Origin of the sequence: Agromyces protaetiae (assembly GCF_004135405.1) — a bacterium.
Classification (GTDB): Bacteria; Actinomycetota; Actinomycetes; order Actinomycetales; family Microbacteriaceae; genus Agromyces; species Agromyces protaetiae.
Map to the genome: position 1 here is coordinate 2452607 of NZ_CP035491.1, position 25053 is coordinate 2477659.

Annotated in this window: 23 protein-coding genes, 2 tRNA genes and 2 pseudogenes; 21 read left to right on the top strand and 6 right to left on the bottom strand. The window is 69.1% G+C overall.

The annotated features are described in order from the left end of the window. Positions 1 to 21 precede the first annotated feature (21 nt). From ET445_RS11380 to ET445_RS11395, 4 genes are all read left to right on the top strand, one after another. Positions 22 to 708: an FMN-binding negative transcriptional regulator gene (locus tag ET445_RS11380; protein ID WP_129191408.1), complete on the top strand. Its 687-nt coding sequence runs from the start codon at positions 22 to 24 to the stop codon at positions 706 to 708. Next, a complete protein-coding gene (locus ET445_RS11385; RefSeq protein ID WP_129191409.1) occupies positions 705 to 2192 on the top strand; it encodes an amidohydrolase in 1488 nt (495 codons plus the stop codon). Before ET445_RS11380 ends, ET445_RS11385 begins: the two co-directional genes overlap by 4 nt. Positions 2193 to 2360: 168 nt before the next feature. Next, a complete protein-coding gene (locus ET445_RS11390; protein WP_243695183.1) occupies positions 2361 to 3776 on the top strand; it encodes a sensor histidine kinase in 1416 nt (471 codons plus the stop codon). A gap of 61 nt (positions 3777 to 3837) precedes the next feature. Beyond that, positions 3838 to 4497, top strand: a complete 660-nt coding sequence (locus ET445_RS11395) for a response regulator (RefSeq protein ID WP_129191410.1) — start codon at positions 3838 to 3840, stop codon at positions 4495 to 4497. A gap of 108 nt (positions 4498 to 4605) precedes the next feature. Here the strand turns inward: ET445_RS11395 and ET445_RS11400 are convergent, their stop codons facing one another. Next, the gene (locus ET445_RS11400) at positions 4606 to 5091 is read right to left on the bottom strand and encodes a Dps family protein (RefSeq protein WP_129191411.1); all 486 of its coding nucleotides are present in this window, start codon (positions 5089 to 5091) and stop codon (positions 4606 to 4608) included. A gap of 200 nt (positions 5092 to 5291) precedes the next feature. Between ET445_RS11400 and ET445_RS11405 the strand changes: the two genes are divergently transcribed. The 5 genes and pseudogenes from ET445_RS11405 (at position 5292) to dhaK (ending at position 10561) form a co-directional block, all read left to right on the top strand. Beyond that, a complete protein-coding gene (locus ET445_RS11405) occupies positions 5292 to 7118 on the top strand; it encodes a GAF domain-containing protein (RefSeq protein ID WP_165314388.1) in 1827 nt (608 codons plus the stop codon). Between the two features lie 101 nt (positions 7119 to 7219). Further along, positions 7220 to 8079: pseudogene (locus ET445_RS18670) on the top strand (class II fructose-bisphosphate aldolase). Between the two features lies 1 nt (position 8080). Next, complete coding sequence (locus tag ET445_RS11415; protein ID WP_129191413.1) at positions 8081 to 8863, top strand: HAD-IA family hydrolase; 783 nt, start codon at positions 8081 to 8083, stop codon at positions 8861 to 8863. 61 nt (positions 8864 to 8924) lie between these two features. Continuing rightward, positions 8925 to 9569, top strand: a complete 645-nt coding sequence (gene dhaL / locus ET445_RS11420) for a dihydroxyacetone kinase subunit DhaL (RefSeq protein ID WP_129191414.1) — start codon at positions 8925 to 8927, stop codon at positions 9567 to 9569. Next, positions 9566 to 10561, top strand: coding sequence for a dihydroxyacetone kinase subunit DhaK (dhaK, locus tag ET445_RS11425; protein WP_129191415.1), 996 nt, complete (start codon positions 9566 to 9568; stop codon positions 10559 to 10561). Before dhaL ends, dhaK begins: the two co-directional genes overlap by 4 nt. A 111-nt stretch (positions 10562 to 10672) precedes the next feature. Here dhaK and ET445_RS11430 read toward each other — a convergent pair. Further along, a tRNA-Gly gene (locus ET445_RS11430) sits at positions 10673 to 10743 on the bottom strand. Between the two features lie 105 nt (positions 10744 to 10848). On the opposite strand from ET445_RS11430, the gene ET445_RS11435 reads away from it, so the two are divergent. From ET445_RS11435 to clpX, 7 genes are all read left to right on the top strand, one after another. Beyond that, positions 10849 to 11223 (top strand): nuclear transport factor 2 family protein, encoded by a 375-nt coding sequence (locus ET445_RS11435; RefSeq protein WP_129191416.1) that lies wholly within the window; start codon positions 10849 to 10851, stop codon positions 11221 to 11223. A gap of 98 nt (positions 11224 to 11321) precedes the next feature. Then, positions 11322 to 11396, top strand: a tRNA-Pro gene (locus tag ET445_RS11440). Positions 11397 to 11443: 47 nt separating this feature from the next. Then, the gene (tig, locus tag ET445_RS11445) at positions 11444 to 12892 is read left to right on the top strand and encodes a trigger factor (RefSeq protein WP_129191417.1); all 1449 of its coding nucleotides are present in this window, start codon (positions 11444 to 11446) and stop codon (positions 12890 to 12892) included. 137 nt (positions 12893 to 13029) lie between these two features. After that, positions 13030 to 13509, top strand: a complete 480-nt coding sequence (locus ET445_RS11450; RefSeq protein ID WP_129191418.1) for a tetratricopeptide repeat protein — start codon at positions 13030 to 13032, stop codon at positions 13507 to 13509. A 133-nt stretch (positions 13510 to 13642) separates the two neighbouring features. Continuing rightward, entirely contained in the window at positions 13643 to 14233 is a 591-nt protein-coding gene (locus ET445_RS11455) for an ATP-dependent Clp protease proteolytic subunit (RefSeq protein ID WP_129191419.1), read from the top strand. Positions 14234 to 14250: 17 nt separating this feature from the next. Then, positions 14251 to 14922, top strand: a complete 672-nt coding sequence (locus ET445_RS11460) for an ATP-dependent Clp protease proteolytic subunit (RefSeq protein WP_129191420.1) — start codon at positions 14251 to 14253, stop codon at positions 14920 to 14922. A gap of 129 nt (positions 14923 to 15051) precedes the next feature. Next, complete coding sequence (gene clpX / locus ET445_RS11465) at positions 15052 to 16329, top strand: ATP-dependent Clp protease ATP-binding subunit ClpX (protein WP_129191421.1); 1278 nt, start codon at positions 15052 to 15054, stop codon at positions 16327 to 16329. Between the two features lie 4 nt (positions 16330 to 16333). On the opposite strand, the gene ET445_RS11470 is transcribed toward clpX, so the two are convergent. The 3 genes from ET445_RS11470 to sepH form a co-directional block, all read right to left on the bottom strand. Further along, a complete protein-coding gene (locus ET445_RS11470) occupies positions 16334 to 17479 on the bottom strand; it encodes a serine hydrolase domain-containing protein (protein ID WP_165314389.1) in 1146 nt (381 codons plus the stop codon). A gap of 58 nt (positions 17480 to 17537) precedes the next feature. Beyond that, positions 17538 to 17822 (bottom strand): DUF6504 family protein, encoded by a 285-nt coding sequence (locus tag ET445_RS11475; RefSeq protein WP_129191423.1) that lies wholly within the window; start codon positions 17820 to 17822, stop codon positions 17538 to 17540. Positions 17823 to 17897: 75 nt separating this feature from the next. Next, positions 17898 to 19064, bottom strand: a complete 1167-nt coding sequence (gene sepH / locus ET445_RS11480; RefSeq protein ID WP_129192527.1) for a septation protein SepH — start codon at positions 19062 to 19064, stop codon at positions 17898 to 17900. A 195-nt stretch (positions 19065 to 19259) separates the two neighbouring features. On the opposite strand from sepH, the gene ET445_RS11485 reads away from it, so the two are divergent. After that, positions 19260 to 19553, top strand: coding sequence for a DUF4193 domain-containing protein (locus ET445_RS11485; RefSeq protein ID WP_129191424.1), 294 nt, complete (start codon positions 19260 to 19262; stop codon positions 19551 to 19553). Between the two features lies 1 nt (position 19554). Here the strand turns inward: ET445_RS11485 and ET445_RS11490 are convergent, their stop codons facing one another. Continuing rightward, positions 19555 to 20019, bottom strand: a complete 465-nt coding sequence (locus tag ET445_RS11490) for a DUF3093 domain-containing protein (RefSeq protein WP_129191425.1) — start codon at positions 20017 to 20019, stop codon at positions 19555 to 19557. A gap of 38 nt (positions 20020 to 20057) precedes the next feature. Between ET445_RS11490 and dut the strand changes: the two genes are divergently transcribed. The 4 genes and pseudogenes from dut to ET445_RS11510 all read left to right on the top strand — a co-directional run bounded on the left by dut (position 20058) and on the right by ET445_RS11510 (position 24975). After that, a complete protein-coding gene (dut, locus tag ET445_RS11495) occupies positions 20058 to 20516 on the top strand; it encodes a dUTP diphosphatase (protein WP_129191426.1) in 459 nt (152 codons plus the stop codon). Further along, positions 20513 to 21133, top strand: coding sequence for a DUF3710 domain-containing protein (locus ET445_RS11500; RefSeq protein ID WP_129191427.1), 621 nt, complete (start codon positions 20513 to 20515; stop codon positions 21131 to 21133). The genes dut and ET445_RS11500 overlap by 4 nt, the downstream gene beginning before the upstream one ends. Further along, the gene (locus ET445_RS11505) at positions 21130 to 21975 is read left to right on the top strand and encodes a DUF3159 domain-containing protein (RefSeq protein WP_129191428.1); all 846 of its coding nucleotides are present in this window, start codon (positions 21130 to 21132) and stop codon (positions 21973 to 21975) included. The genes ET445_RS11500 and ET445_RS11505 overlap by 4 nt, the downstream gene beginning before the upstream one ends. A 160-nt stretch (positions 21976 to 22135) precedes the next feature. Next, positions 22136 to 24975: pseudogene (locus ET445_RS11510) on the top strand (aconitate hydratase). Positions 24976 to 25053: the final 78 nt, after the last annotated feature.

A 25053-nucleotide genomic window follows, 5' to 3' on the forward strand; every position in this document is an offset into this window, starting at 1 on the left:
ATCCTCGCCCCGGAGGATGTCATGCGCCAGAACCCCAGTTTCACGCTCGCGAGCGTCGACGAGATCAAGCGGCTCGTGCGCCAGAACCCGTGGATGACGATCGTGAGCGACACGGATGCCTCGGGGCTCGTCGCCTCCCACTACCCGGTGCTCCTCGACGAGACCGCCGACGGCATCGCACTGCTCACCCACGTCGGCCGCCCCGACGAGGTGCTGCACGAACTCGGCCGCCACGAGGTGATGTTCATCGTGCAAGGCCCGCACGGCTACATCTCACCCGGCTGGTACGACGAGAAGCCCGCCGTGCCGACGTGGAACTTCGTCACGGCGCACCTCTACGGCACGCCCGAGATCCTCTCCGACGACGAGAATCTGCGCGTGCTCGAAGCGCTCGTCGACCACTTCGAAGACGAGCTGCCCGAGCCGCGCCGCATGCGCGGCACCCACGCGAACTCCGAGTACGCCGACCGGATCGCGGCAGGCACAGTGGGCCTCCGCATTCCCGTCACGCGATTCGTCGCGAAGAACAAGATGAGCCAGAACCGCCCCGCCGAGACCGTCGACCGGATCATCGACGAGCTCGAGGGCGACGGCCCGTATGCGAGTCCGTCGCTCGCGGCCGAGATGCGCCGCACGCACGACGCCATGCGCGCGGCGCGTGCAGCTTCGGCGTCTGCGTCTGCGTCTGCGTCGGCGGATCGCGCGTGAGCGCCCTCCGCCTCGCGAACGCGCGCATCCCCGGCGCCGACGCACTCGTGGACGTCGACCTCGAGCACGGCCGCATCACGCGGATCGGTGCGGCTGAGACATCCGCGCCCTTCCCGGGCGACCGCCTCGCCCTCGACGGCCGATGGATCGTCCCCGGCCTCTACGACCGCCACGTGCACATGTCGCAGTGGGCGATGGTCTCTCGCCGGCTCGACCTCGCGGGCGCGACAAGCGCCGCCCACGCTGCCGCACTCGTCGCGGCGGCCGTCGCGCGCGGAGAGACCGAGGTCGCAGGATTCGGCTACCGAGACGGCCTGTGGGCGGATGCTCCGAGCCGCGCGCTCCTCGACGGCGTCTCGGGCGATGTCCCGGTGGTGCTCGTCGCAGCCGACCTCCACGCCTGCTGGCTCAACTCCGCCGCCGCTCGACGCCACGGCGTCGACGCCGGGGAGTCGGGCGTCCTCCGCGAAGACGCCTGCTTCCAGCTCGTGAGACGCCTCGACGACATCGCCGACGATGTCCTCGACGGGTGGGTGCGCGACGCCGCCCGCCGTGCCGCCGCCCGCGGCGTCGTCGGCGTCACCGACTACGAGATGCGGTGGAACCGCGACGACTGGGCCAGACGTTCAGCGGACGGCGACTTCCCGCTTCGCGTCGCGTTCGGCGTCTACCCGCAGCACCTCGACCGCGCGCTCGCCGAAGGGCTCCGCACGGGCGACCCCGTCGCGGGCACGGGCGGACTCGTCACGGTCGGCGGAGCCAAGATGATCACCGACGGCTCGCTCAACACCCGTACGGCGTGGTGTTACGACCCGTACCCCGGACTCGGCGCCGACGAGCACCCGTACGGACTCGCGACGGTCGCGTACGAAGACCTCGTGCCGCGCATGCGGCGAGCCTGGGCGGGCGGGATCGTCCCGACCGTCCATGCGATCGGCGACCGCGCCAACGCGCGCGTGCTCGACGCATTCGAAGCCGTCGACGCCTCCGGGTGGCGCGGTACGGGCGCGACGATCGAGCACGCCCAGCTCCTCCGCCACGACGACGTCGCCCGGTTCGCCGAACTCGGGGTCATCGCGAGCGTGCAACCCGAACACGCGATGGACGACCGCGACGTCGCCGAACGCTACTGGGCGGGCCGCACCGACCGAGCCTTCATGCTCGCCGGGCTCGCCGCCGCGGGCGTCGAACTCGCGCTCGGCTCCGACGCGCCCGTCGCCCCCCTCGACCCGTGGGTCGCGATCGCGGCCGCCGTGGGCCGTTCGCGGGACGGTCGCGCGCCGTGGCACCCCGAGCAGGCGATCGACGTGCGCGTCGCGCTCGCAGCCTCGACGAACGGCGCGGGCGCGAGGATCGGGATGGGCGGCGCGGCCGACGTCGCGGTCGTCGAACTCGACCCGCACGAGGCATCCGTCGACGCGCTCCGCACCATGCCAGTCGCCGCGACCTTCGTCGCGGGCAGGGCCATGCACTCGACCCTCTGAGTCGGCGATCCGAGCGCCGTTCGGGCGGGAGCGGGGGATAACCCCCGCCGAGGTTCGGTCGTCCGCCGGATGGGGCCGAAGCATCCGTCTCGCGAAGCTGGATTCACGTTCGCATGACTGCCGCCCGACCGGCCCGGCGTGCGACGATGACCGAGGAGACGACCCGCCATGAGTACACAGACGATGCCGACGGAACCCGGCCCGACGGGCGCAGCAGTGCCGTCGGCGGATGCTCCGCGCCCGCGCCGCGGCTACGGCGGACTCTGGGTCGCGCTTCCCAGGGACTTCGGGTTCCTCATCCTCACGATGCCGATCGCCGTCACGGGCCTCACGATCGTCTCGACGCTCTTCTTCACGGGGCTCGGGCTCATCGCCCTCGTCGTCGGCGTGTTCCTCATGATCGCCGCGTTCTACGTCGCGCGGGGATTCGGCGTGCTCGAGATCGTCCGGCTGCGGTGGACGGGACTCGCCGAGATCGCCGAGCCCGACTGGTCGCGCGGCGATCGCGAGCATGGGTTCTGGCGCGCGACGTTCGCGCCGTTCGTCGACGGGCACTACTGGCTGTACCTGCTGCACGTCGTCGTCGTGAACCCGATCGTGAGCATCGTGTCGTGGAGCCTCACGATCACCTGGGTCTCGACGGCGCTCGCGGGGCTCACGGGGTGGATCTGGCAGCCGTTCATCCCCGACGGCGAGCGCGACTTCTGGCTCAACGAGTGGTTGTTCGAGCGGTTCGCGCCGGGTCGCCCGCTCGCGTGGGATCCGGTACTCGGCGAGCGCGTGCTCGAGATCGCGATCGGCGTGCTCTTCCTGCTCTCGATGCCGTTCGTGTTCCACGGGCTCACGCTCCTGCACCACGTCATCGCGCGCGGCATGCTCGCAGCGTGGCGGTCGGAGGCGCTCGAGCGCGAGGTCGCCGAGCTCGCGGCGTCGCGCGGCGCCGCCGTGCAGGCCGAGGACGCGTCGCTCCGCCGTCTCGAGCGCGACATCCACGACGGCCCTCAGCAGCGGCTCGTGCGTCTGCAGATGGATCTCGCCACCATCGAGCGACGCCTGGATCGCGACCCCGACCAGGCGAAGGCCCTCGTCGTCGAGGCTCGCGACCAGGCCCGTGAGGCGCTCGACGAGCTCCGCGCGCTCTCGCGCGGATTCGCGCCGCCGCTGCTGCAGGATCGCGGTCTCGCGAGTGCGCTCGAAGCGCTCGCGGCGCGGTCCACGGTGCCGGTCGCGTACGAGAACGCGATGGCTCCGGATGCCCCGTTGCCGGCCGCGATCGAGCGCAACGCGTACTTCGCGGCCGCCGAACTGCTGACGAACGCCGCCAAGCATTCGGGGGCGACGGCGATGCGGTTGCGGGTCGCGACGCGCGACCTGGGTTCGGCCGGCCGGGTGCTCGATCTGTGGGTCACCGACAACGGCCGCGGCGGCGCATCGGCGGTGCCCGGGCACGGACTCGCCGGGCTCGACGAGCGCGTGCGCGGCCTCCGCGGACAGCTCATCGTCGACAGCCCGGTGGGAGGGCCGACGATGATCGGCGCGCACATCCCGTTCTTCCCCGAATCCACGGCCGACCCGGTGGTCTGATCAGAGACTCGGCGTCTCGCGGCGCGAACGCAATCGGCCGCCCCCTCGCTACGGTGAGGGGGTGGCCGATTCTTCACGTCCCCTCCGCATCGTGCTGGCCGAGGACTCGGTCCTCCTCCGGGAAGGACTCGTGCGGCTCTTCGACGAGGCCGGCTTCGAGAGCGCGGGAGCGTTCGGAGATGCCGACGCGCTCCTCGCCGCGATCGACTCGCTCGCGCCCGACGTCGCGGTGCTCGACGTCCGCATGCCGCCGACGTTCCGCGACGAAGGCGTGAGAGCGGCGATCGAACTGCGGCGGAGACATCCGAAACTCGGCATCCTCCTGCTCAGCCAATACGTCGAAGGCACCTACGCGCACGAGCTGCTCTCGTCGGGCGAAGGCGGAATGGGGTATCTCCTGAAAGACCGCGTCGCGTCGCTCGACGAGCTCGAAGACGCCGTGGCGCGCGTGAGCGCCGGGGGGACGGTGCTCGACCCGCTGGTCGTCAAAGAGCTGCTCTCCCGACGAGGCGACCCGCTCGCAGCGCTGACCCCGCGCGAACGCGAGGTGCTCGGGCTCATGGCCGAGGGCCGCACGAACGCGGGCATCGCCGAGGCGCTCTTCATCGGCGTCGGCGCCGTCGAGAAGAACGTGACGGCGATCTTCCAGAAGCTCGGCCTCGAGGACTCGGGCACCGACCACCGTCGCGTGCTCGCGGTGCTCGCGTGGCTCCAGCGGTAGCGGGCCCCGGCGATGGCCGGCCGGCCTCGGCGAACGACGAACGCCCCGGCGGGACATCGGTCCCGCCGGGGCGTCGTCGTTCGTTGCGCGCGTCCGGCGCCGCGGACTTCAGCTCACGCTGAGGTGCGCCGACAGGAACCAGCGGTCCTTGTCGAGCCCCTGACGGATCGCGATCGCGACGTCCTGGCTGGCCGGGTCGAGCTCGGCGAGGCCCTCGATCGCGGCGTTCACCTTCTGCGTCGCGAGGTCGATCTGCGCGATCACGTCGGTGATCGTGTCGTCGGCCTGCTTGAAGCCGGCCGCGGGGTTCGTCGAGCCCGCCTTCGCGACGGTCGCGAGGCGCGCGTCGATCGGCAGCCCGAGGGCGATGACGCGTTCGGCGGCGAGGTCGCTCCACTCCTGCGCGTGCGCGACGACGACGTCGAGGAATTCGTGCACCTCGATGAAGTTGTGCCCGCGCACGTGCCAGTGCGCCTGCTTGCCGTTGACCGCGAGGGCGATCAGCTCGTGCACGATCGGGGTGAAGAACTGCGCCACGCCGGACGCGACGTCGGGGTTGGCGCTCGTGTTCGGAACGGTCGTGGTGTCGGTCATCGGTTCCACCTTCCCTGGTCGATGTCATATGCAACGCTACGCAGCCTCGCGCGTATTTCAAGCAAGGGAAGGCAACGCTGACGAAGCATGACGGGGCATCCGGATGCCCCGAACGGAGCACTTCGTCCTGAACGGGTGCTGGCAGCCGCGGCCCGACAGGCGCATGATGTTCGCAGACGACGACGTCGACGAGGATGGCGATGGAGCGAGCGAAGAGCGCGACCGGCACCGAGGTGCCGCCGAACACGACCACCGATGCGACGACGGCCCTTCGCGGCGACCCCCGGTTCGACGCGCTCGTGACGATGGCGGCCGATCTCGCGGGCCGCTTCGACACGGCCCGCCTCCTCGAACGCATCCTCGGGCATGCGATGGCGCTCCTCGGCTGCGCCGACGGGTCGATCTGCACGGTCGACGAGGCGTCGCGCACGTATCGCAAAGAGGTCGATGTCGGGGTCGGATGTCTCCAGGGCCAGACGTTCCCCCTCGACGAGGGCGTCACGGGCGAGGTCGTGCGGGCGCGGCGGTCGGTCGTGTTCGACGAGTATTCCGAGGTGCGGGGCGGGCACATCTCGGGGTCCGATCGCGCGCAACTGCACGCGGTCGTGGGCGTGCCGATCATGGCGGACGGTGCGATCATCGGCACGTGCGTCGTGTTCAGTCGCGACCCTGTGCGCCGGTTCAGCGAGACGGATGTCGCGCTCGTCGAGCTGTTCGCGACGTACGCCGCGATCGCCATCGCGAACGCGCGCCTGCACGCGCTCGCCGCAGAGAAGGAGAGTCAGGCGGCGATCCTCGCCGAGCGTGAGCGGGTCGTGCGCGATGTGCACGACACGGTCGGGCGGGGTCTTGCGACCGTGCTCCTGCACCTCGACGAGGCCGAGCGGACGATCGGGCGGGCGGGGGAGCCGACGGCGGCGCTCGCACGGGCGCGCACGGCCGCGCGGTCGGCGCTCACCGAGACGCAGCGCACGGTGCTCGGCGCAGGACCGACCCTGCAGGACGCCGCGTCGCTCGCCGACGCGATCGGACTCGAACTCGCGTGGATGGAGACGGCGGCATCGATCCAGACCCGGCTCATCGTCATCGGCGAGCCCGTCGCGCTCCCGTCCGAGACGGGTCGGCAGCTCTTCCGGATCGTGCAGGAGTCGCTCACGAACGTCCTCGAGCACGCCGCGGCGCGTTCGGTTCGCGTCGGCCTCGTCTACGGCGGCAGCACGATGACCGTCCTCGTCGAGGACGACGGGCACGGGTTCGACGTCGCGGCGGCCACCGCGCCGCCGCGACGGGCACTCGGACTCCAGGGCCTCCTCGCGCGCGCCCAGCACCTCGGCGGCACGCTCCAGATCGAGTCGACGCCGCAGTGGGGCACCCGCATCCGCGCCGAGGTGCCGAGGCAGCCGTCGGTCGAGGCGACGCGCGGGCGCTGGCGCGTGCTCGTCGTCCATGAGCACGAACTCGTACGGGCCGGGCTCGTGCGGCTCCTCGGAGATCACGAGACCGACATCCAGGTCGTCGGCGAGTTCGCCGACGCCGCCCGCGCGGTCGAGGCCTACGAGCTGCTGCGCCCGAACGTCGTGCTCGCGCCGATGGAGCATCCGCGCATCGACGGCGTCGCGATCACGTCGTACCTCCGCGCGATCGACCCCGAGGCCGCCGTCGTGCTCCTCGTGCCGTCGTTCGCCGACGAGCGGGTGCGCGGCGCCGCCCAGGTCGGCGCGACGGGCTTCGTCGAGGAGCAGACGGATGCCGCGAGCCTCACCCGCGCGGTCGTCGCCGCCGCCCGCGGCGACGCACTGCTCTCGCCCGAGGTGTTCAGCCGCCTCACGGCACCCGACGACCCGCTCCTCACGCCGCGCGAGCGCGAAGTGCGGGAGCTCGTCGCCCAAGGGCTGCCCGACAAGCAGATCGCGACCGCCCTCCGCATCTCGGTCAAGACCGTCGAGAAGCACGTCGGCTCCATCCTCCGCAAGACCGGCGCGGCGAACCGCACCGCCCTCGCCGGACTCACCGCCCACCGCGACTGAACGACACGTGGCGGATTCCCCTACCCCCGCGGTAGGGGAATCACGCATTGGGTCGGCGTCCCCTCCTGCCTAGCCTGAAAGCGGTGACGAGGAGGTGGCCGATGGCCGTGGTGAGCCTGAAGGAGATCGTCGATCGGGCGTTCGCGGAACGCTACGGCGTGCCGGCGATCAACATCGTGAACGACCTGACCCTCGAAGCGGTGCTCGCGGGCGCCGTCGAGGCGAGATCGCCCGTGATCGTGCAGACCTCGGTCAAGACGGTCAAGTCGATCGGCCTCGACGTGCTGTGGAGCATGTGGACGTCGATGACGGCCGGCATCGAGGTGCCCGTGACCCTGCACCTCGACCACTGCCCGAACGGCAGGTCATCAGCGACTGCCTCGCCCGCGGCTGGAACTCGGTGCTCTTCGACGCGTCGACGATGCCCGTCGAGGAGAACCAGCGCCAGACCGTCGAGGTCGTCGCCGAAGCGCGCCGCTACGGCGCCCACGTCGAAGGCGAGATCGAAGCGATCAAGGGCGTCGAAGACGGCATCGGCAGCGACACCGACTCGCGCAGGCAGTCGGTCGAGACATCCGTCACCTTCATCGAGACGACGGGGGTGGATGTCTTCGCCCCGTCGATCGGCAACGCGCACGGCGTCTACTCGGCCACCCCTGACCTCGACTTCGAACGCGTCACCGACCTCGTGACCGCGACGAACACGCCCATCGCCCTCCACGGCGGCAGCGGCATGACCGACGAACAGTTCACCGACCTCATCTCGCGCGGCTGCGCCAAGGTCAACATCTCCACGGCGCTCAAGATCGAGTTCATGAAGTCGAACCTCGCCTTCCTGAAGCAGGCCGAGGCAGCCGACAAATGGGATCCGCCCTCGCTGTTCGCCGACGTGCGCCAGCACATCGTCGACCTCACGACCGACCTCGCCGCGAAGTTCGGCAGCGCCGGGAAGGCGTGGTGACATGCCGTTCCTGATCTTCGACTGCGACGGCGTGCTCGCCGACACCGAACGCTACGGGCACCTGCCCGCCTTCAACCAGACCTTCGCCGAATTCGGCGTGCCCGTGCAGTGGTCTGACGCCGACTACGCCGTCAAGGTGCTCATCGGCGGCGGCAAGGAGCGCATGGCGAGCCTCCTCACGCCCGAGTTCGTCGCCGCCAACGGGCTCCCCGCCGACGAGGAGGGCCAGAAGGCGCTCCTCGCCGAATGGCACAAGCGCAAGACCGCGATCTACACGGGCCTCGTGGCATCCGGTGCCCTCCCCGGCCGGCCCGGCATCGCCCGCATCGTCGCCGAAGCCGCCGACGCCGGGTGGGGCCTCGCCGTCGCCTCCACGTCGGCCGAGGCATCCGTACGGGCCGTCCTCGAACACGCCGTCGGCCTCCAACTCGCAGCCGGCTTCCACGTCTACGCGGGCGACATCGTCGCACGCAAGAAGCCCGCACCCGACATCTACGAACTCGCACTCTCCGACCTCGGCGCCACCCCCGACGACTCCGTCGTCGTCGAAGACAGCGGCAACGGGCTCACGGCCGCGCTCGCCGCGGGCATCCGCACGGTCGTGACCGTGAGCGCGTACACCGTCGACGAGGACTTCACGGGGGCGTCCCTCGTCGTCTCCTCGCTCGGCGACGAGGCGGCGGGCGAGCCCGCCGATGTGCTCGCCGACGCCGCCGGGGTCCATCCCGGACCCGAAGTGCACCTGACCGACCTCGAGCGCGTGCTCGCGACCCCGCGGCCGTGACCGCAGACATCCGCCCCGAGACATCCATGACCCCGCCCAACCCTGTGAATCTGGAGGACCGATGACGAGCCTGCCCGACGTCGAATTCGTGGTGCGCTCGATCGCGCAGACCGCGGTCGACAACGAGAAGTACTTCGGCGATCTCGACTCCGTCGTCGGCGACGGCGACTTCGGCTACTCGCTCGCGCGAGGGTTCGAGATCGTGCTCGCGGACTGGGACGGCTACGACCGAACCGAGATCGCGACGTTCCTGCAGAAGGTCGCGATGGCGATCACCGGCCGGATCGGCGGCACGTCGGGGCCGATCTGGGGAACCGCGTTCCTCCGCGCAGCGAGCGTCGCGAAGGGCAAGGACGACCTCACCGGGGACGACGTCGTCGCCATGCTTCGCGCCTCCATCGAGGGCATCAAGGCCCGCGGCAACGCCGATGTCGGCGACAAGACCCTGCTCGACGCGCTCGTTCCTGCGACGGACGCGATCGAGGCCGGCGTGGCTGCCGGACAGACGCCCGTCGAGATCGTCGCGGTCGCCGCGACGACCGCGAGGCAGGCTGCGGATGCCACGACGCCCATGATCGCCAAGCGCGGTCGGGCGTCGTATACGGGCGAACGCAGCATCGGCTCACCCGACGCCGGTGCGGTCGCGGTCGCGGTCATCCTCGAGGCGCTCGCCTCGAGTTGGCGTGAGAAGGAGGAAGCGAAATGAAGAAGTTCGTCAACGACCCCAAGCAGTTCGTCCCCGAGATGCTGAAGGGGCTCGCGCTCGCGAACCCCGACACGCTCAAGTACGTGCCCGAGTACAACCTCATCGGACGCGCATCGGGGCCGAGCGACGACAAGGTGTCGATCATCCAGGGCTCGGGATCGGGCCACGAGCCTGCCCACGTCATGGCGGTCGGCAAGGGCATGCTCGACGCCGCGTGTCCGGGCGACGTGTTCTCGGCGCCGCCCATGGACTACGTCTACGAGACCACGAAGCTGTGGAACTCGGCCAAGGGCGTGCTCCTGCTCGTCAACAACTACACGGGCGACCGCATGGCGTTCGACATGGCCCAGGAGATGAGCCTCGCCGACGGCGTCAACGTCAAGACCCTGTTCATCGACGACGACGTCGCCGTGCAGGACTCGACCTGGACCGTCGGCCGTCGCGGCGTCGCCGGCAACTTCTTCGTCATCAAGGCCGTCGGCGCAGCCGCCGAAGAGGGTGCTTCGCTCGAAGAGCTCGTCCGCATCGGCGAGAAGGTCAACTCGGTCACCCGCACGATGGGCCTCGCGCTCACGGCGTGCACCCCGCCCGCGAAGGGCGAGCCGCTGTTCGACCTCGGCGACGACGAGATCGAGATCGGCGTCGGCATCCACGGCGAGCCCGGCCGTCGCCGTGCGAAGATCGTGCCCTCCGACGAGCTCGTCGACATCCTGCTCGAGCCCGTCGTCGCCGACCTGCCGTTCCAGAGCGGCGACCGCGTCGCCCTCATGATCAACGGCCTCGGCGGGACGCCCATCTCCGAGCTCTACGTCGCCTACGGCCACGCGCACGAGCAGCTTGCCGCGCAGGGCATCGAGGTCGTGAAGAGCTACGTGGGGGAGTACTGCACGTCGCTCGACATGGCCGGCGCCTCGCTCACCCTTGTCCGGCTCGACGACGAGATTGAGCGGCTCCTCGACGCACCCGCCGAGATCGGCTACCGGGTGTTCTGATCGGATGCCTCGGGGCGCGTGCCGCTCCGACGACGAAGGCCCCGTCCGGCGATGATTTTCCGGCGGGGCCTTCGGCCACCCCCGCTGGTTCATCACGGGGGTCGATCTCAGAGGGGATGACGGGAATCGAACCCGCGTAATCAGTTTGGAAGACTGAGGCTCTACCATTGAGCTACATCCCCGTGGCCCGGTGAGGGGCACCCGGAACATCGTAGTACAGACCGCGAGCGCCTCTTGACGACGAAGCGCCGCCACGCACGCGCCGCGCCGTCCGAAGGGGGAGGGCGATGGACGGACGTGCAGTCGTCGAAGCGCTCGTCGCGACGATCAACGCCGGGAACGTGCCGGGCATGGACGACGTCTTCCACGACGACGCCGTCATGGAGTGGCCGCAGTCGGGGGAGCGCATCGTCGGCGCCGAGAACCGGCGCGCGATCTACAGCCGGTTCCCGCAGCTGCCGCACATCGAGGTCGGCTCGATCACGGGTGAGGGCGACCACTGGGTCATGCAGGGTCTCCTCGACTACGGAGACGGCGTGCCGATCCGCGGTGTGTTCGTGCTCGAGCTCCGCGACGGCCTCATCGCGAAGGAGACGGCCTATTGGCCGGCTCCCTTCGACGCGCCCGACTGGCGCGCGCCGTGGGTCGAGCGCATGGAATGAACCGCCCAGGCGCGGTGCAGTAGACTTTTCTGGATCCATCCGTGTTGCGGTGCGTTTCGGCGCGCCCGCGCGTGCGGATCGCGAGTTGAGTAGCGACTCGGGGCGTAGCTCAGCTTGGCTAGAGCGCCCGCTTTGGGAGCGGGAGGTCGCAGGTTCGAATCCTGTCGCCCCGACGAGTCGACTCGGCTCGACACGAACTTCCACGAACAGGAGATCCTCCATGCCGACCACTTCGGTCGAGAAGCTGAGCCCCACGCGCGCCAAGCTGACCATCTCGGTGACGCCTGAAGAGCTGAAGCCCAGCATCGCGCACGCGTACGAGCACATCGCCGAGCAGATCAACGTGCCCGGTTTCCGCAAGGGCAAGGTCCCCGCGCCCGTCATCGACCAGCGCGTCGGCAAGGCCGCTGTGCTCGAGCACGCCGTCAACGAGGGCCTCGACGGCTTCTTCCGTGCCGCGGTCGCCGAGCACGAGCTCCAGCCCCTCGGTCGCCCCGAGGCCGACATCGTCGAGTGGCCGAACGAGAAGGACTTCTCGGGCGACCTGCTCCTCTCGATCGAGGTCGACGTGCGTCCCGAGATCGAGCTGCCCGCCTATGAGGGCCTCGAGATCACGGTCGACGATGTCGAGGCCGACGACGACGACGTCGACGCAGAGCTCGAGCGTCTCCGCAGCCGCTTCGGCACGCTCATCACGGTCGACCGTCCGGCCGCCACGGGCGACTTCGTGACCCTCGACCTCGTCGCCAAGATCGGCGACGAAGAGGTCGACACGGCCAACGGCATCTCCTATGAGGTCGGCTCGGGCGAGCTCCTCGAGGGCATCGACGAGGCGCTCGACTCGCTCACCGCGGGCGAGACGACGACGTTCGCGTCGAAGCTCCTCGGCGGCGACCACGAGGGCGAGACCGCCGAGATCACCGTGACCGTCACGGCCGTCAAGGAGCGCGAGCTTCCCGAGGCCGACGACGACTTCGCGCAGATCGCGAGCGAGTTCGACACCCTCGACGAGCTCAAGGCGAGCCTCGCCGAGCAGGCGGGCCGCAACAAGGCGTTCGGCCAGGGCGCGCAGGCGCGCGACCTCCTCGTCGAGAAGCTCCTCGAGCTCGTCGACGTGCCCGTCGCCGATGCGGTCATCGAAGACGAGGTGCACCGTCACCTCGAGAGCGAAGGCCGTCTCGAGGACGACGTGCACCGCGCCGAGGTCACCGAAGCGAGCACGAAGGCGTTCAAGACGCAGATCGTCCTCGACGCGATCGCCCGCAACGAGAAGGTCCAGGTCGGTCAAGACGAGCTCACGCAGTACCTCGTGCAGTCCGCAGCCCAGTACGGCATGGACCCCAACGAGTTCGTGCAGATCCTCAGCCAGCAGGGCCAGATCCCCGCGATGGTCGGCGAGGTCGCACGCTCGAAGGCGCTCTCGATCGCGCTCGGCAAGGTCGTCGTGAAGGATGCCTCGGGCAACGCCGTCGACCTGAGCGATTTCATCGTCGTCCCAGACGAAGACGAGGCCGAGGCTGCCGAGGAGGCACCCGCCGAGAAGCCCGCCGCTCGCAAGCGCGCCCCCAAGAAGGCGGCTGACGAGGCTGCCGACGAGGCCGCAGAGGCTCCCGTCGAGGAGAAGAAGCCGGCGCGCAAGCGCACCACGAAAAAGGCCGACGCCGAGTAAGGCGACGACTTCGGTCGAACGGAGGGGTCGGGCGGATGCCCGGCCCCTCCGTCGTCCCCAGGGATGGCGGGTCTGCCATGCTCGAAGGTGAGGATCGAGACGATCGGATGTCTCGGACGACGACGGAAGGCGACGCGATGACGGACTGGCAGCAGCGGGTCGACGACGTGTGGGCGAGCGCCGACGAGCTCGGTGAACTCGAGGTCGTGCGGCAGATCGACGAGCTCGCCGCTGAGCTCGCTGTCGACGACCCCCGTGGACCGTTCGAGACCGGGGGAGCGCGGGATTCGGCGGGTCTCGAGGCCGAAGCCGAGCACCAATACCGCCGCGCGCTCGAACTGGGCCTCTCGGGCCGGCCGCGTGTCGAATGCCTCATCCAGCTCGCCTCCACGGTCCGAAACCTCGGACGCCCGCACGAGGCGCTCTCCCTCCTCCTCGAAGCGGAGCGCGACCCGCACGACCTCGGTGACGCGATCTCGGCGTTCCGTGCGCTCGCGCTCGTCGATGCGGGCGACGCCCGCCGCGCGGCATCCGTCGCCGTCGCAGCGCTCGCCGGCCATCTCCCGCAGTATGCGCGCGCCGCTCGCGCGTACACCGCCGAACTCCTGGGCGAGTAGCGCGTTCGGAGCCCGATGATCGCGGTCGGCGAACACGGCGCGACGCGGCATCCGCCTAGGGCGAACAGCCCCGTTCCCGTGTGTTGCAACGGATAGATTCGATTCAACGCGACAACGAAACGGAGCGACATCCATGGCCGAACCGACACTGGGTCCCAGTGTTTTTGACCGCCTGCTGAAGGACCGCATCATCTGGCTCGGTTCCGAAGTACGCGACGACAACGCGAACGAGATCGCCGCGAAGCTGCTGCTCCTCGCCGCAGAAGACCCCAAGAAGGACATCTACCTCTACATCAACTCGCCCGGCGGCTCGATCACGGCCGGCATGGCGATCTACGACACCATGCAGTTCGTGCCGAACGACATCGTCACGGTCGGCATCGGCATGGCCGCTTCGATGGGTCAGCTCCTGCTGACGGCCGGCACGAAGGGCAAGCGCTACATCACGCCCAACGCCCGAGTGCTCCTGCACCAGCCGCACGGCGGCTTCGGCGGCACCGCGAGCGACATCCAGACGCAGGCCCAGCTCATCACCTCGATGAAGAACCGCCTCGCCGAGATCACCGCGGCGCAGACCGGCAAGTCGGTCGAGCAGATCAACGCCGACGGCGACCGCGACCGCTGGTTCACCGCACAAGAGGCGCTCGAGTACGGCTTCGTCGACCACATCCGCGAGTCGGCGCTCGACGTGTCGGGCGGCGGCGGCACGAGCCAGGCTGCGTGAGGAAGAGAGAGAAACGTATGAACATCCCTGACTTCGGCGGCACGGCCTTCTCGGGCGGCGTGCAGGCTCCGGGCTCGCGGTACATCCTGCCGAGCTTCGAGGAGCGCACGGCCTACGGCTTCAAGCGCCAAGACCCCTATGCGAAGCTCTTCGAGGATCGCATCATCTTCCTCGGCGTGCAGGTCGACGACGCGTCGGCCGACGACATCATGGCGCAGCTGCTCGTGCTCGAGTCGATGGACCCCGACCGCGACATCATGATGTACATCAACTCGCCCGGCGGCTCCTTCACGGCGATGACGGCGATCTACGACACCATGCAGTACATCCGTCCGCAGATCCAGACGGTCGTGCTCGGTCAGGCGGCCTCGGCTGCGGCGGTCATCGCCGCGGCGGGCACGCCCGGTCGTCGTCTCGCGCTGCCGAACGCCCGCATCCTGATCCACCAGCCCGCCATGGGCGAGGCGGGTCACGGGCAGGCGTCCGACATCGAGATCCAGGCCGCCGAGATCCTGCGCATGCGCACGTGGCTCGAAGAGACGCTCTCGAGGCACTCGAACCGCACGCAAGACCAGGTGAACGTCGACATCGACCGCGACAAGATCCTGTCGGCCGAAGAGGCGCTCGAGTACGGCCTCATCGACCAGGTGCTGTCGTCGCGCAAGACCCTTCCCGCGCTCGCGCGCTGACGAAGGTCCGGATGCCCCGGGGTCGCTCGACCTCGGGGCATCCTGCTGCCCACTGAATCTGCGCGGCTCCGCCGCAAGCCGCCCGGTTCGGGTTAGGCTCGATCCAGACGCGTCGAGAGGGAGGGTGCGATGGCACGCATCGGGGAGAGCGCCGACCTGCTCAAGTGCTCATTCTGCGGGAAGAGCCAGAAGCAGGTGCAGCAGCTCATCGCCGGTCCCGGCGTCTACATCTGCGACGAGTGCGTGGAGCTCTGCAACGAGATCATAGAAGAGCGTCTCGCCGAGGCCGGCGAGACCGAGGCGGGCGAGTTCGAGCTTCCGAAGCCGAAAGAGATCTTCGGCTTCCTCGAGGAGTATGTGATCGGGCAGGAGCCCGCCAAGCGCGCCCTCGCGGTCGCCGTCTACAACCACTACAAGCGCGTCCGGGCGAAGGGTCAGCTCACGACCGCAGACCGAGCCCATGACGACATCGAGATCGCGAAGTCGAACATCCTGCTCATCGGCCCGACGGGCTGCGGCAAGACCTACCTCGCGCAGACCCTCGCGAAGCAGCTCAACGTGCCGTTCGCGGTCGCCGACGCCACGGCGCTCACCGAGGCGGGCTACGTCGGCGAAGACGTCGAGAACATCCTGCTGAAGCTCATCCAGGCCGCCGACTACGACGTGAAGCGCGCTGAAACGGGCATCATCTACATCGACGAGGTCGACAAGATCGCTCGAAAGGCCGAGAACCCGTCGATCACGCGCGACGTGTCGGGCGAGGGCGTGCAGCAGGCGCTGCTGAAGATCCTCGAGGGCACGGTCGCCTCGGTGCCGCCGCAGGGCGGCCGCAAGCACCCGCATCAGGAGTTCATCCAGATCGACACGACGAACGTGCTGTTCATCGTGGCGGGCGCATTCGCGGGGCTCGAAGACATCATCTCGTCGCGTGCCGGTAAGCGCGGCATCGGGTTCGGGGCGCCGCTGCACTCGAAGCAAGACCTCGGCGACATCTTCAGCGAGGTGCTGCCCGAAGACCTCCACAAGTTCGGCCTCATCCCCGAGTTCATCGGCCGACTGCCCGTCGTCGCGACGGTGTCGCCGCTCGACCGCGACGCGCTCATGGACATCTTGACCGAGCCGCGCAATGCGCTCGTCAAGCAGTACCAGCGCATGTTCGAGCTCGACGGCGTACAACTCGATTTCGAGCTCGAGGCCCTCGAGGCGATCGCAGACCTCGCGGTGCTCCGTCAGACCGGCGCCCGCGGTCTCCGCGCGATCATGGAAGAGGTACTCGGCCCGATCATGTTCGAGGTGCCGAGCTCGACCGGTGTCGCCCGCGTCGTCGTCACCAAGGCGGCCGTGCTCGACAACGCCGCCCCGACGATCGTGCCGCACAAGCCGCGTCGCGCCGAGAAGTCGGCCTAGGCGTTCAGTCGCCGACGGCGGCGGCGAACTGGTATGCGAGGGGGCCGAGGGTGGCCTCCGGGTCGCCGCCCCGGTTCCTGAGGACCACGACGACGAGTCCGGCGTCTGGAACGGTGAGCACGTAGCTCATGTGGCCGATGCCCCGACCGCCGTTCGCGTACACCGCGCCCTCTACGCCTCGAACGGCGGGTCGACCGAACAAGCCGAGTCCGTAGTCGTCGCCTTCGACGTCGGTCATCGCCGCGAGCGACGCGTCCGAGAGGATCGAGCCGGAAAACAGCTCGTACCACCAGACCGCAAGTGCCTCCGAATCACTCGCCATATTGCCGGACCCGCCGAATGCGCTCGCCTCGGCAGGCGTCATGAGCAGGTCGCCGCCGAGATCGAGGATGATCTTGCGCACGCCCGGGCCGGCGAGAGGGAGCGCGAGCGGTGGCTCGGGCTGCTCCTCCGGTTGGGTGACGATCGTGTCGAATCGCGGGTCGTCGAGCACTTCGGCGCGGACCGCCTGCGCCGTGGTCGTACCGCTGACCTCCTCGATCACGAGTCCGAGCAGGTAGTAGCTCAAGTTGGAGTAGGAGTGGGTCCCGGGCTCGCGTCGGGTGTCGGGGACCGTCGCCAGTACTTCGGCGGGCTCGCGGAGCCGTTCCGGTTCGCCGTTGAGCGGGTCCGAGCCGTCGGGGATCCCGCTCTCCATCGCGAGGTGATCGCGGATGGTGGTGCCGCTCGAATCGAAGTCGAGGTCGACGGGGAGGTGATCTGCTATTGGGTCGTCGAGCGAGAGGCGGCCGACTTCGGCGAAGCGGAGGATGACGGCGGCGATGAACGTCTTCGAGGTGCTCGCGATCTCGAACTTCGCGCCCGGCTCGAGCGGTCGTGACCAATCCGACGTTCCGGCGACTGCAGACCAGGTGCCTGCACCTTCGCGGAGGACCGTCACCGCTGTGCCGGTGCGGTCGTCGCCGATCGCGTCGTCGAGGATCGCCTGCAGTCGTTCGGCGGTCGCCTCGCCGACCGGTTCGGTCGGGGCCGGGGAAGGCGCGGTGCCGGCGCACGCCGTGACCGTCAGAGCGGCGGTCACGAGGATCGTGATCGTCGTGCCGCGTCGGAACGTGATCGCTTCCGTCGGACGTGCACGCCCTGCACTCATGGCCGCACCATATGCCTGCGCGGAACATGAGCGCAATCGATCTCGACGAGTGGACGCGTCAGTCGAACACTCGCAGCAGACGCCAGTGCTCGCCATCGTGGCCGATGTCGAACACGTGCGTCTCGCCATCGTCGGCGCTCGCCTGGAATCTCCAGCCGGCGATCGCGAGCGGTGGACGCCCGGGCGCGGCGTCGTGGGCGCCGAGTGGCTGCCACCAGTCGGCCGTGCCGACCAGCGGTGTCGGAACGTCGGTCACCCGGAACCTGCGGGCGCGCCATACGAGTCGTGCCGGCTCGCCGGACTCGCCCGACCAGACCTCGACGAACTCCTGAAGACGCTCCATCTCAACCCCCGCGTTCGAAACTGTGTTCGAATGCTAACACCGGGCGCCGACAGCCTGGTCGGAGGAGCGAGGGCGTCAGGCGAGGTCGTCGTCGCTGCGCGCACCGAAGACGATCTCGTCCCAGCTCGGCATCGATGCGCGACCTTTGCGGTTGTTGCGTCCCGAGCCGTTCGAGCCCGACACCTTGCCGCCCCAGATCGAGCGTGCGGCCGCCGCGGGCTTCTCGACGGGCGCCGACGGGTTCGAGGGCTGAGGCTCGGAGTTGAGCGATACGGGAACCGGCTGTGGTGCGACCGGGGTCGGCGCCACGGGAGCAGTCGGCGCCGCGGGCGGCGCCGACTGCGCCGGGGCCGCCGGTGCCGGCGCGGGGAAGAGCGGCTCGAGCTCGCCCGTCGCCGACTCGCGCTCCCCGCGACGACGTCGGAGCGCTTCGAGCAGATCGGCCGTCTCGCCTTGCGGCTGCGTGGGTTCGTCGGCGCGCTTGATCGCCGCGCGCGCGACCGCGGGGCTCGAGACCTGGGGAGCGAGCGGAGCAGGTCGACCGTAGGGAAGCGGCTCGAGCTGCGGCGCCGTGTCGTGCTGCACCTCGACGACGGGCTCGTCGAACGTGAACGCGCCGCTGTCGAACCGGCTCTGCTCCCCGTCGCTGCCGACCGCGCGCAGGCGCGGGATCAGGCCGTCTTTCAGCTCACCCTGTTGAGAGAGCGTGATCGCCTCGGAGTTGATGGGCTGGAGCACCCGACGTCGCACGTCGAAGGTCCAGCGTGCGTCGTGGTCGATCGTGTCGGCGGTGAACTCGAGCTTTACGATCCATCCGCGCTCTTCGTCTTTCCAACTCGCCCAACGTTCGCCGTGGACATCGAGTTTGGCGAGCCGTTCGCGCATCGCGGTGCCGAACGTCAGTTGATCGTCGGCGGGGTCGAGGTCGCCCGCCGTGTGGACGGGAATCGACAGCGCCGAGGTGACGACGTGGTCGCGCTCGGCGAGCACCGGCCCCTCGAAGCGGCGGATGTAGTCGACCGCGGCGCCCGTGAGCGAAGCGACCTCTTCTGCGGAGAGTCCGGAGCGGATGTGCGCCTGGATCTCGCGCGGGGACAGTTTCGGCCCCTGGTGCACCTCGGGGTGCGCTTGGCGGATCCGCGACTGCAGCACTTCGTCGATCTCGATCCGGAATCGTGCGCCGTCGTCGGACGCGGCGATGAGCGCCCCGCTCTCGACTCCGATTACTTTGAGTTCCTGCATCACGACAAGCCCTTCCGTGCCTTGCTTCCGAGCCAGGATGTCATGAGCGCGGCCCGTGGGCCGGGAATAGCACGGGCGCGCCGGAAGTTGCAACGGTGATCGATCCGCGATACTGCGAGCGGGGGTTTGCTTACCGTCGGGGATTGGTGCAGACTATGGCCGCCGAAAACACCGGCGCTGAATGAATGGATGGGCATGGCTACGGACTACGACGCACCACGGAAGACCGAAGACGACTCCGAGTCGATCGAGGCCCTCAAGGAGCGCGTTCCCGACAAGCTCTCGGGGGTCGTCGACGTCGAGGACGCCGACAATCCGGGCAGCTTCGACTTGGCCGGAGCCGACCTTTCCGATGTCGAACTCGACGTCGTCGTGCTCCCGCCGCAGGCCGATGAGTTCACGTGCGTGAACTGCTTCCTCGTGAAGCACCGTTCGCAGATCGATCACGAGACGAAGCTCGGGCCGATCTGCGTGGAGTGCGCCGCCTGAGCTACTCCGACGAAGACGAATCCGGCCGTCGCGATCGATTGATCGCGGCGGCCGCTTCGTTCGGGCGGCGGCTCGACACGATCCAGTACGGGGTCGGGTCGTCGGCGTCGTCGATGGGAATGCGCACGATCGACTTCACCCAACCGCGGATGACGAGGAACGCGCGGGCGTCCAGTCCGGTGCCGAGTTCGACTCGCGCGGCCTCGGGCGAGGCGATCGGGACGGCTTCGCCGACGTAGGCGAGGTCGATCTCGCCGCGGCCGGCGCGGAGCCGCCCGTCGGAGACCTCGACAACCGGGGCGGTGAGCGTCAGGATGCCCACTGCGGCGACGTAGAGGACGATGCCCGTGACGATGCCGGCGGGCAACGAGACGGGCGCGAGCACGAGGATGCTCGCGGGGACGAGCAGCAGGCTCGCGATGAAGATCCAGGGGGAGGGCCACAGTCGCTCGCGATAGTCGGGCATGGCTCTATTCGATCAGACTTCTGCACTACCCTCGAACGGTGACCGATTCCGTCGACGTGCTCATCACGGCAGACCGCCTTCCGACCTACGCCCATCCGGGCGACGCCGGAGCCGATCTGCACGCCTCCGAGTCGCTCGTGCTCGAGCCCGGAGAACGTGCCACCGTGGGCACCGGCGTCTCGATCGCACTGCCCGACGGCTACGTCGCATTCGTCGTGCCGCGCTCTGGGCTCGCCTTCAAGCGCGGCATCACGATCGTCAACGCCCCGGGCACGGTCGACGCCGGCTACCGCGGCGAGATCAAGGTCGCCCTGCTCAACACCGACGCGCGCGAGCCCTACCGCATCGAGGCCGGCGATCGCATCGCCCAGGTCGTCGTGATGCCGGTCAGTCGCGCGCGCTTCGTCGAGGTCGAGCGTCTGCCGGGCAGCCACCGAGGCGAGGGGGGATTCGGCTCGACCGGTTTCGGGGAGCACAAGTCAGGAGTGAACGCGTGAGCGACATCGAGAACATCGGCGACATCCCCGCCGACCAGCCCAAGTCCGCACCCGAAGACCGTGAGACGGCCGGGCCCCTCGACGAGTCCGAGGCGAACCCGGTGCGTCCGTACGTCGACCTCGGCGGCATCAAGGTGCTTCCGCGCGAGGGCCTCCAGGTGCGCCTCGAGGTCGAGGAGGGGTCGAAGCGCGTCGTCGCGATCGGGCTCGACTACGCGAACTCGACGCTGCAGGTGCAGCCGTTCGCGGCGCCCCGCACGAGCGGACTGTGGCACGAGATCCGTGACCAGATCGCGGATCAGATCGCCAAGCAGGGCGGCACGACGACCGTGCGCGACGGCGCCTTCGGGCCCGAGCTGCTCGCGCAGATCCCCGTGGCGCCGCAGGGCGACCAGCCCGGGCACATGCGTCTCGCGCGCTTCGTCGGCGTCGACGGCCCCCGCTGGTTCCTCCGCGGCGTGATCGCAGGCGAGGCGGCGGTCGACCCGGCCGCGGCCGAGAAGATCGAAGACCTCTTCCGCTCGATCGTCGTGGCGCGCGGCAACACGCCCATGCCCCCGCGCGATCTCATCCCGCTTCGCATGCCGACGGTTCCGACCGGCGGACCCGCGCAGTGACCGACCCCGAGGGCGACGCGCGCGTCGAGCGCGCGTCGCAGCCTGACGACTCGTCGTCGAGCGCCGGTCGAGAAGACTCCGCTCAGGATGTCTCGGCCGAGGCATCCGGCGACGACGCGACCGAGCCCGACCTCCGCGACGAACTCAAGCGCCAGTTCGCCGAGGCGGCCGAGCGCAGCGGCCTCGGCGGGCTCGTGCGCGACGAACGGCTGGCCGCTCGCGACGTGCTGAAGGCAGTCGGCGGCGTCCGAGGCATCCTCGAAGCCCTGTTTCCCGGTCTCGTCTTCCTCGTCCTCTACTCGGTGCTCACGAGCTTCTCCGGCTGGAGCGGTCAAGAGGCGCTCGTGCCCTCGCTCGGCGCGTCCGTCGGGCTCGCAGTCGTCTTCACGATCGTGCGGCTCGTCGCGAGATCGAGCCCGACCCAGTCGATCGCCGGACTTGTCGGCGTCCTGCTCTCCGCGGCGCTCTCGCTGTGGACGGGCGACGCGCGCGACAACTACGTCCTCGGGTTCTTCACGAACGCGGGCTACGCGCTCGCGCTCCTCGTCTCGCTCTTCGTGAAGTGGCCCGCGATCGGACTCGTCGTCGGGTTCCTCGTCGGTGACGGCACCGAGTGGCGGACCGACAAGCGCAAGGTCCGGATCGCACAGTTCCTGACGCTCGCGTGGATCGGGTTCTTCGTGCTGCGACTCGTCGTGCAGGTGCCCCTGTATCTCGTCGACAACGTGCAGGCGCTCGGCGTGACGCGCCTCCTGATGGGTGTGCCGCTCTACGCGCTCATGCTCGTGTTCACGTGGCTCGTGGTGCGCTCGGCGTGGCAATCGTCGCGTGCCGAGCGGTGATACAGTTATCTCGACATCAAGATAAATCCGCGGGCCTCGACGACGCCGGCCTCGGACCGACTGTTTAGGTCAGCCTTGCTGGTAAACAACGGTCCGACAGGGAAGGATCGAAGTGTCGCGCCCGCGTGCGCGCGACGCACCCGCGAAGGAGAGGACCATCGTGTCTGCAGTGAACAGTTTCGGGGCGAAGGACACGCTCCAGGTCGGCGATGAGACGTACGAGATCTTCAAGATCGACACCGTCCCCGGCTACGACAAGCTCCCCTTCAGCTTGAAGGTGCTCCTCGAGAACCTGCTCCGCACCGAAGACGGCGCGAACGTCACCAAGGAGCAGATCGAGGCCCTCGGCTCGTGGGTGCCGAGCGCCGAGCCCGACACCGAGATCCAGTTCACGCCGGCTCGTGTCGTCATGCAGGACTTCACGGGTGTGCCGTGCATCGTCGACCTCGCCACCATGCGCGAGGCCGTGACGGCGCTCGGCGGCGACCCGAGCAAGATCAACCCGCTCTCGCCCGCCGAGATGGTCATCGACCACTCGGTCATCGCAGACCTCTTCGGCACGCCCGATGCGCTCGAGCGCAACGTCGAGATCGAGTACGAGCGCAACGGCGAGCGCTACCAGTTCCTTCGCTGGGGCCAGACGGCGTTCGACGACTTCAAGGTCGTCCCGCCGGGCACCGGCATCGTCCACCAGGTCAACATCGAGCACCTCGCGAAGGTCATCTACGACCGTACGGTGGACGGCGTGCTCCGCGCCTACCCCGACACGTGCGTCGGCACGGACTCGCACACGACGATGGTCAACGGCCTCGGCGTGCTCGGCTGGGGCGTCGGCGGCATCGAGGCCGAGGCGGCCATGCTCGGCCAGCCCGTCTCGATGCTCATCCCGCGCGTCGTGGGCTTCAAGCTCACGGGCGAGATCCCCGCGGGCGTCACGGCGACCGACGTCGTGCTCACGATCACCGACATGCTCCGCAAGCACGGCGTGGTCGGCAAGTTCGTCGAGTTCTACGGCGCCGGCGTGGCATCCGTGCCGCTCGCCAACCGCGCGACCATCGGCAACATGAGCCCCGAGTTCGGCTCGACGGCCGCGATCTTCCCGATCGACGACGTCACGCTCGACTACCTCCGCCTCACGGGCCGCGACGAGCAGACCGTCGCCCTCGTCGAGGCGTACTCGAAGGCGCAGTCGCTCTGGCACGACGCCTCGCACGAGCCGAACTTCTCCGAGTACATGGAGCTCGACCTCGGCACCGTCGTCCCCTCGATCGCCGGACCGAAGCGTCCGCAGGACCGCATCCTCCTCTCCGAGGCGAAGTCCAAGTTCGAGGAGGACATCCTCGCCTACGCGACGCCCTCGACGACCGAAGACATCGTCGACCTCGAGTCGAAGCACTCGTTCCCGGCCTCCGACCCCGCCGGCGCCCCGGCGAGGAGGAGCCCGTCGAGACGCGTCCCGTCCACATCTCGAGCGGCGGGCCGGCCGTCGCGTCGAAGCCCGTCAAGGTCGCTCCGCCGGCCGGTGACCCGTACATCATCGACAACGGCGCCGTCACGCTCGCAGCGATCACCTCGTGCACCAACACGTCGAACCCGTCGGTCATGATCGCGGCGGGCCTGCTCGCCAAGAAGGCCGTCGACAAGGGCCTGAAGGCCAAGCCGTGGGTCAAGACCACGCTCGGCCCGGGCTCGAAGGTCGTCACCGACTACTACGAGAAGTCGGGCCTCGACAAGGCGCTCGAGAGCGTCGGCTTCTTCACCGTCGGCTACGGCTGCACGATCTGCATCGGCAACTCGGGCCCGCTCATCGAAGAGGTCTCGACGGCGATCAACGACCACGATCTCGCCGTGACCGCGGTGCTCTCGGGCAACCGCAACTTCGAGGGCCGCATCAGCCCCGACGTCAAGATGAACTACCTCGCGTCGCCGCCGCTCGTCGTGGCGTACGCGCTGGCCGGCTCGATGCACTTCGACTTCGAGACCGACTCGCTCGGCACCGACCTCGAGGGCAATGACGTCTTCCTCAACGACATCTGGCCTTCGCCCGAAGAGGTGCAGGACGTCATCGACACGTCGATCTCGCGCGATCAGTTCATCACGCAGTACGCGACCGTCTTCGACGGCGACGACCGCTGGAAGAACCTGCCGACGCCGACCGGCCCCATCTTCGAATGGGACGAGACCTCGACGTACGTCCGCAAGGCGCCGTACTTCGACGGCATGTCAATGGAGCTCACGCCCGTCGCCGACATCACGGGCGCTCGCGTCATGGCGACCCTCGGCGACTCGGTCACGACCGACCACATCAGCCCCGCCGGCAGCATCAAGGCCGGCACGCCCGCCGCGCAGTACCTCACGTCGAACGGCGTCGCGCAGAAGGACTTCAACTCCTACGGCTCGCGTCGCGGCAACCACGAGGTCATGATCCGCGGCACGTTCGCGAACATCCGCCTGAAGAACGAACTCGTCTCGGCCGTCAACGACGGTCAGATCATCGAGGGAGGCTTCACGCGCGACTTCACGCAGGAGGGCGGCCCGCAGTCGTACATCTACGACGCGTCGCAGAACTACCAGGCGCAGGGCACCCCGCTCGTCATCTTCGGCGGCAAGGAGTACGGTTCCGGTTCGTCGCGCGACTGGGCGGCGAAGGGCACGAGCCTCCTCGGCGTCAAGGCCGTCATCACCGAGAGCTTCGAGCGCATCCACCGCTCGAACCTCATCGGCATGGGCGTCGTCCCGCTGCAGTTCCCGGCCGGCGAGAGCTGGAAGTCGCTCGGCCTCGACGGCACCGAGATCGTCTCGATCGAGGGTCTTGCGCAGCTCAACGAAGGCGTCACGCCGAAGACCGTCAAGGTCACGGCCGCCCCGAGCGAGTTCTCGGCTCCCGGCAAAGAGACGGTGACGTTCGACGCGGTCGTCCGCATCGACACGCCCGGTGAGGCCGACTACTTCCGCAATGGAGGCATCCTGCAGTACGTGCTGCGGAGCCTCGTCGCGTAAGGCGACCATTCGAGACTGCCCGCCTCGCGCATCCGTCCACCGGATGTCGCGGGGCGGGCAGTTCCCGTTCGTGCACAC

Excerpts from the sequence above, each read along its gene's own strand:
- dhaL (WP_129191414.1), top strand. The coding sequence starts at position 8,925 with ATGACGAGCCTGCCCGACGTCGAATTCGTGGTGCGCTCGATCGCGCAG.
- ET445_RS11400 (WP_129191411.1), bottom strand. The coding sequence starts at position 5,091 with ATGACCGACACCACGACCGTTCCGAACACGAGCGCCAACCCCGACGTC.
- ET445_RS11415 (WP_129191413.1), top strand. The coding sequence starts at position 8,081 with ATGCCGTTCCTGATCTTCGACTGCGACGGCGTGCTCGCCGACACCGAA.
- ET445_RS11460 (WP_129191420.1), top strand. The coding sequence starts at position 14,251 with ATGAACATCCCTGACTTCGGCGGCACGGCCTTCTCGGGCGGCGTGCAG.
- ET445_RS11405 (WP_165314388.1), top strand. The coding sequence starts at position 5,292 with ATGGAGCGAGCGAAGAGCGCGACCGGCACCGAGGTGCCGCCGAACACG.
- clpX (WP_129191421.1), top strand. The coding sequence starts at position 15,052 with ATGGCACGCATCGGGGAGAGCGCCGACCTGCTCAAGTGCTCATTCTGC.
- ET445_RS11435 (WP_129191416.1), top strand. The coding sequence starts at position 10,849 with ATGGACGGACGTGCAGTCGTCGAAGCGCTCGTCGCGACGATCAACGCC.
- ET445_RS11380 (WP_129191408.1), top strand. The coding sequence starts at position 22 with ATGCGCCAGAACCCCAGTTTCACGCTCGCGAGCGTCGACGAGATCAAG.
- tig (WP_129191417.1), top strand. The coding sequence starts at position 11,444 with ATGCCGACCACTTCGGTCGAGAAGCTGAGCCCCACGCGCGCCAAGCTG.
- ET445_RS11475 (WP_129191423.1), bottom strand. The coding sequence starts at position 17,822 with ATGGAGCGTCTTCAGGAGTTCGTCGAGGTCTGGTCGGGCGAGTCCGGC.
- ET445_RS11390 (WP_243695183.1), top strand. The coding sequence starts at position 2,361 with ATGAGTACACAGACGATGCCGACGGAACCCGGCCCGACGGGCGCAGCA.
- ET445_RS11485 (WP_129191424.1), top strand. The coding sequence starts at position 19,260 with ATGGCTACGGACTACGACGCACCACGGAAGACCGAAGACGACTCCGAG.
- ET445_RS11450 (WP_129191418.1), top strand. The coding sequence starts at position 13,030 with ATGACGGACTGGCAGCAGCGGGTCGACGACGTGTGGGCGAGCGCCGAC.
- sepH (WP_129192527.1), bottom strand. The coding sequence starts at position 19,064 with ATGCAGGAACTCAAAGTAATCGGAGTCGAGAGCGGGGCGCTCATCGCC.
- dhaK (WP_129191415.1), top strand. The coding sequence starts at position 9,566 with ATGAAGAAGTTCGTCAACGACCCCAAGCAGTTCGTCCCCGAGATGCTG.
- ET445_RS11490 (WP_129191425.1), bottom strand. The coding sequence starts at position 20,019 with ATGCCCGACTATCGCGAGCGACTGTGGCCCTCCCCCTGGATCTTCATC.
- ET445_RS11455 (WP_129191419.1), top strand. The coding sequence starts at position 13,643 with ATGGCCGAACCGACACTGGGTCCCAGTGTTTTTGACCGCCTGCTGAAG.
- ET445_RS11470 (WP_165314389.1), bottom strand. The coding sequence starts at position 17,479 with ATGAGTGCAGGGCGTGCACGTCCGACGGAAGCGATCACGTTCCGACGC.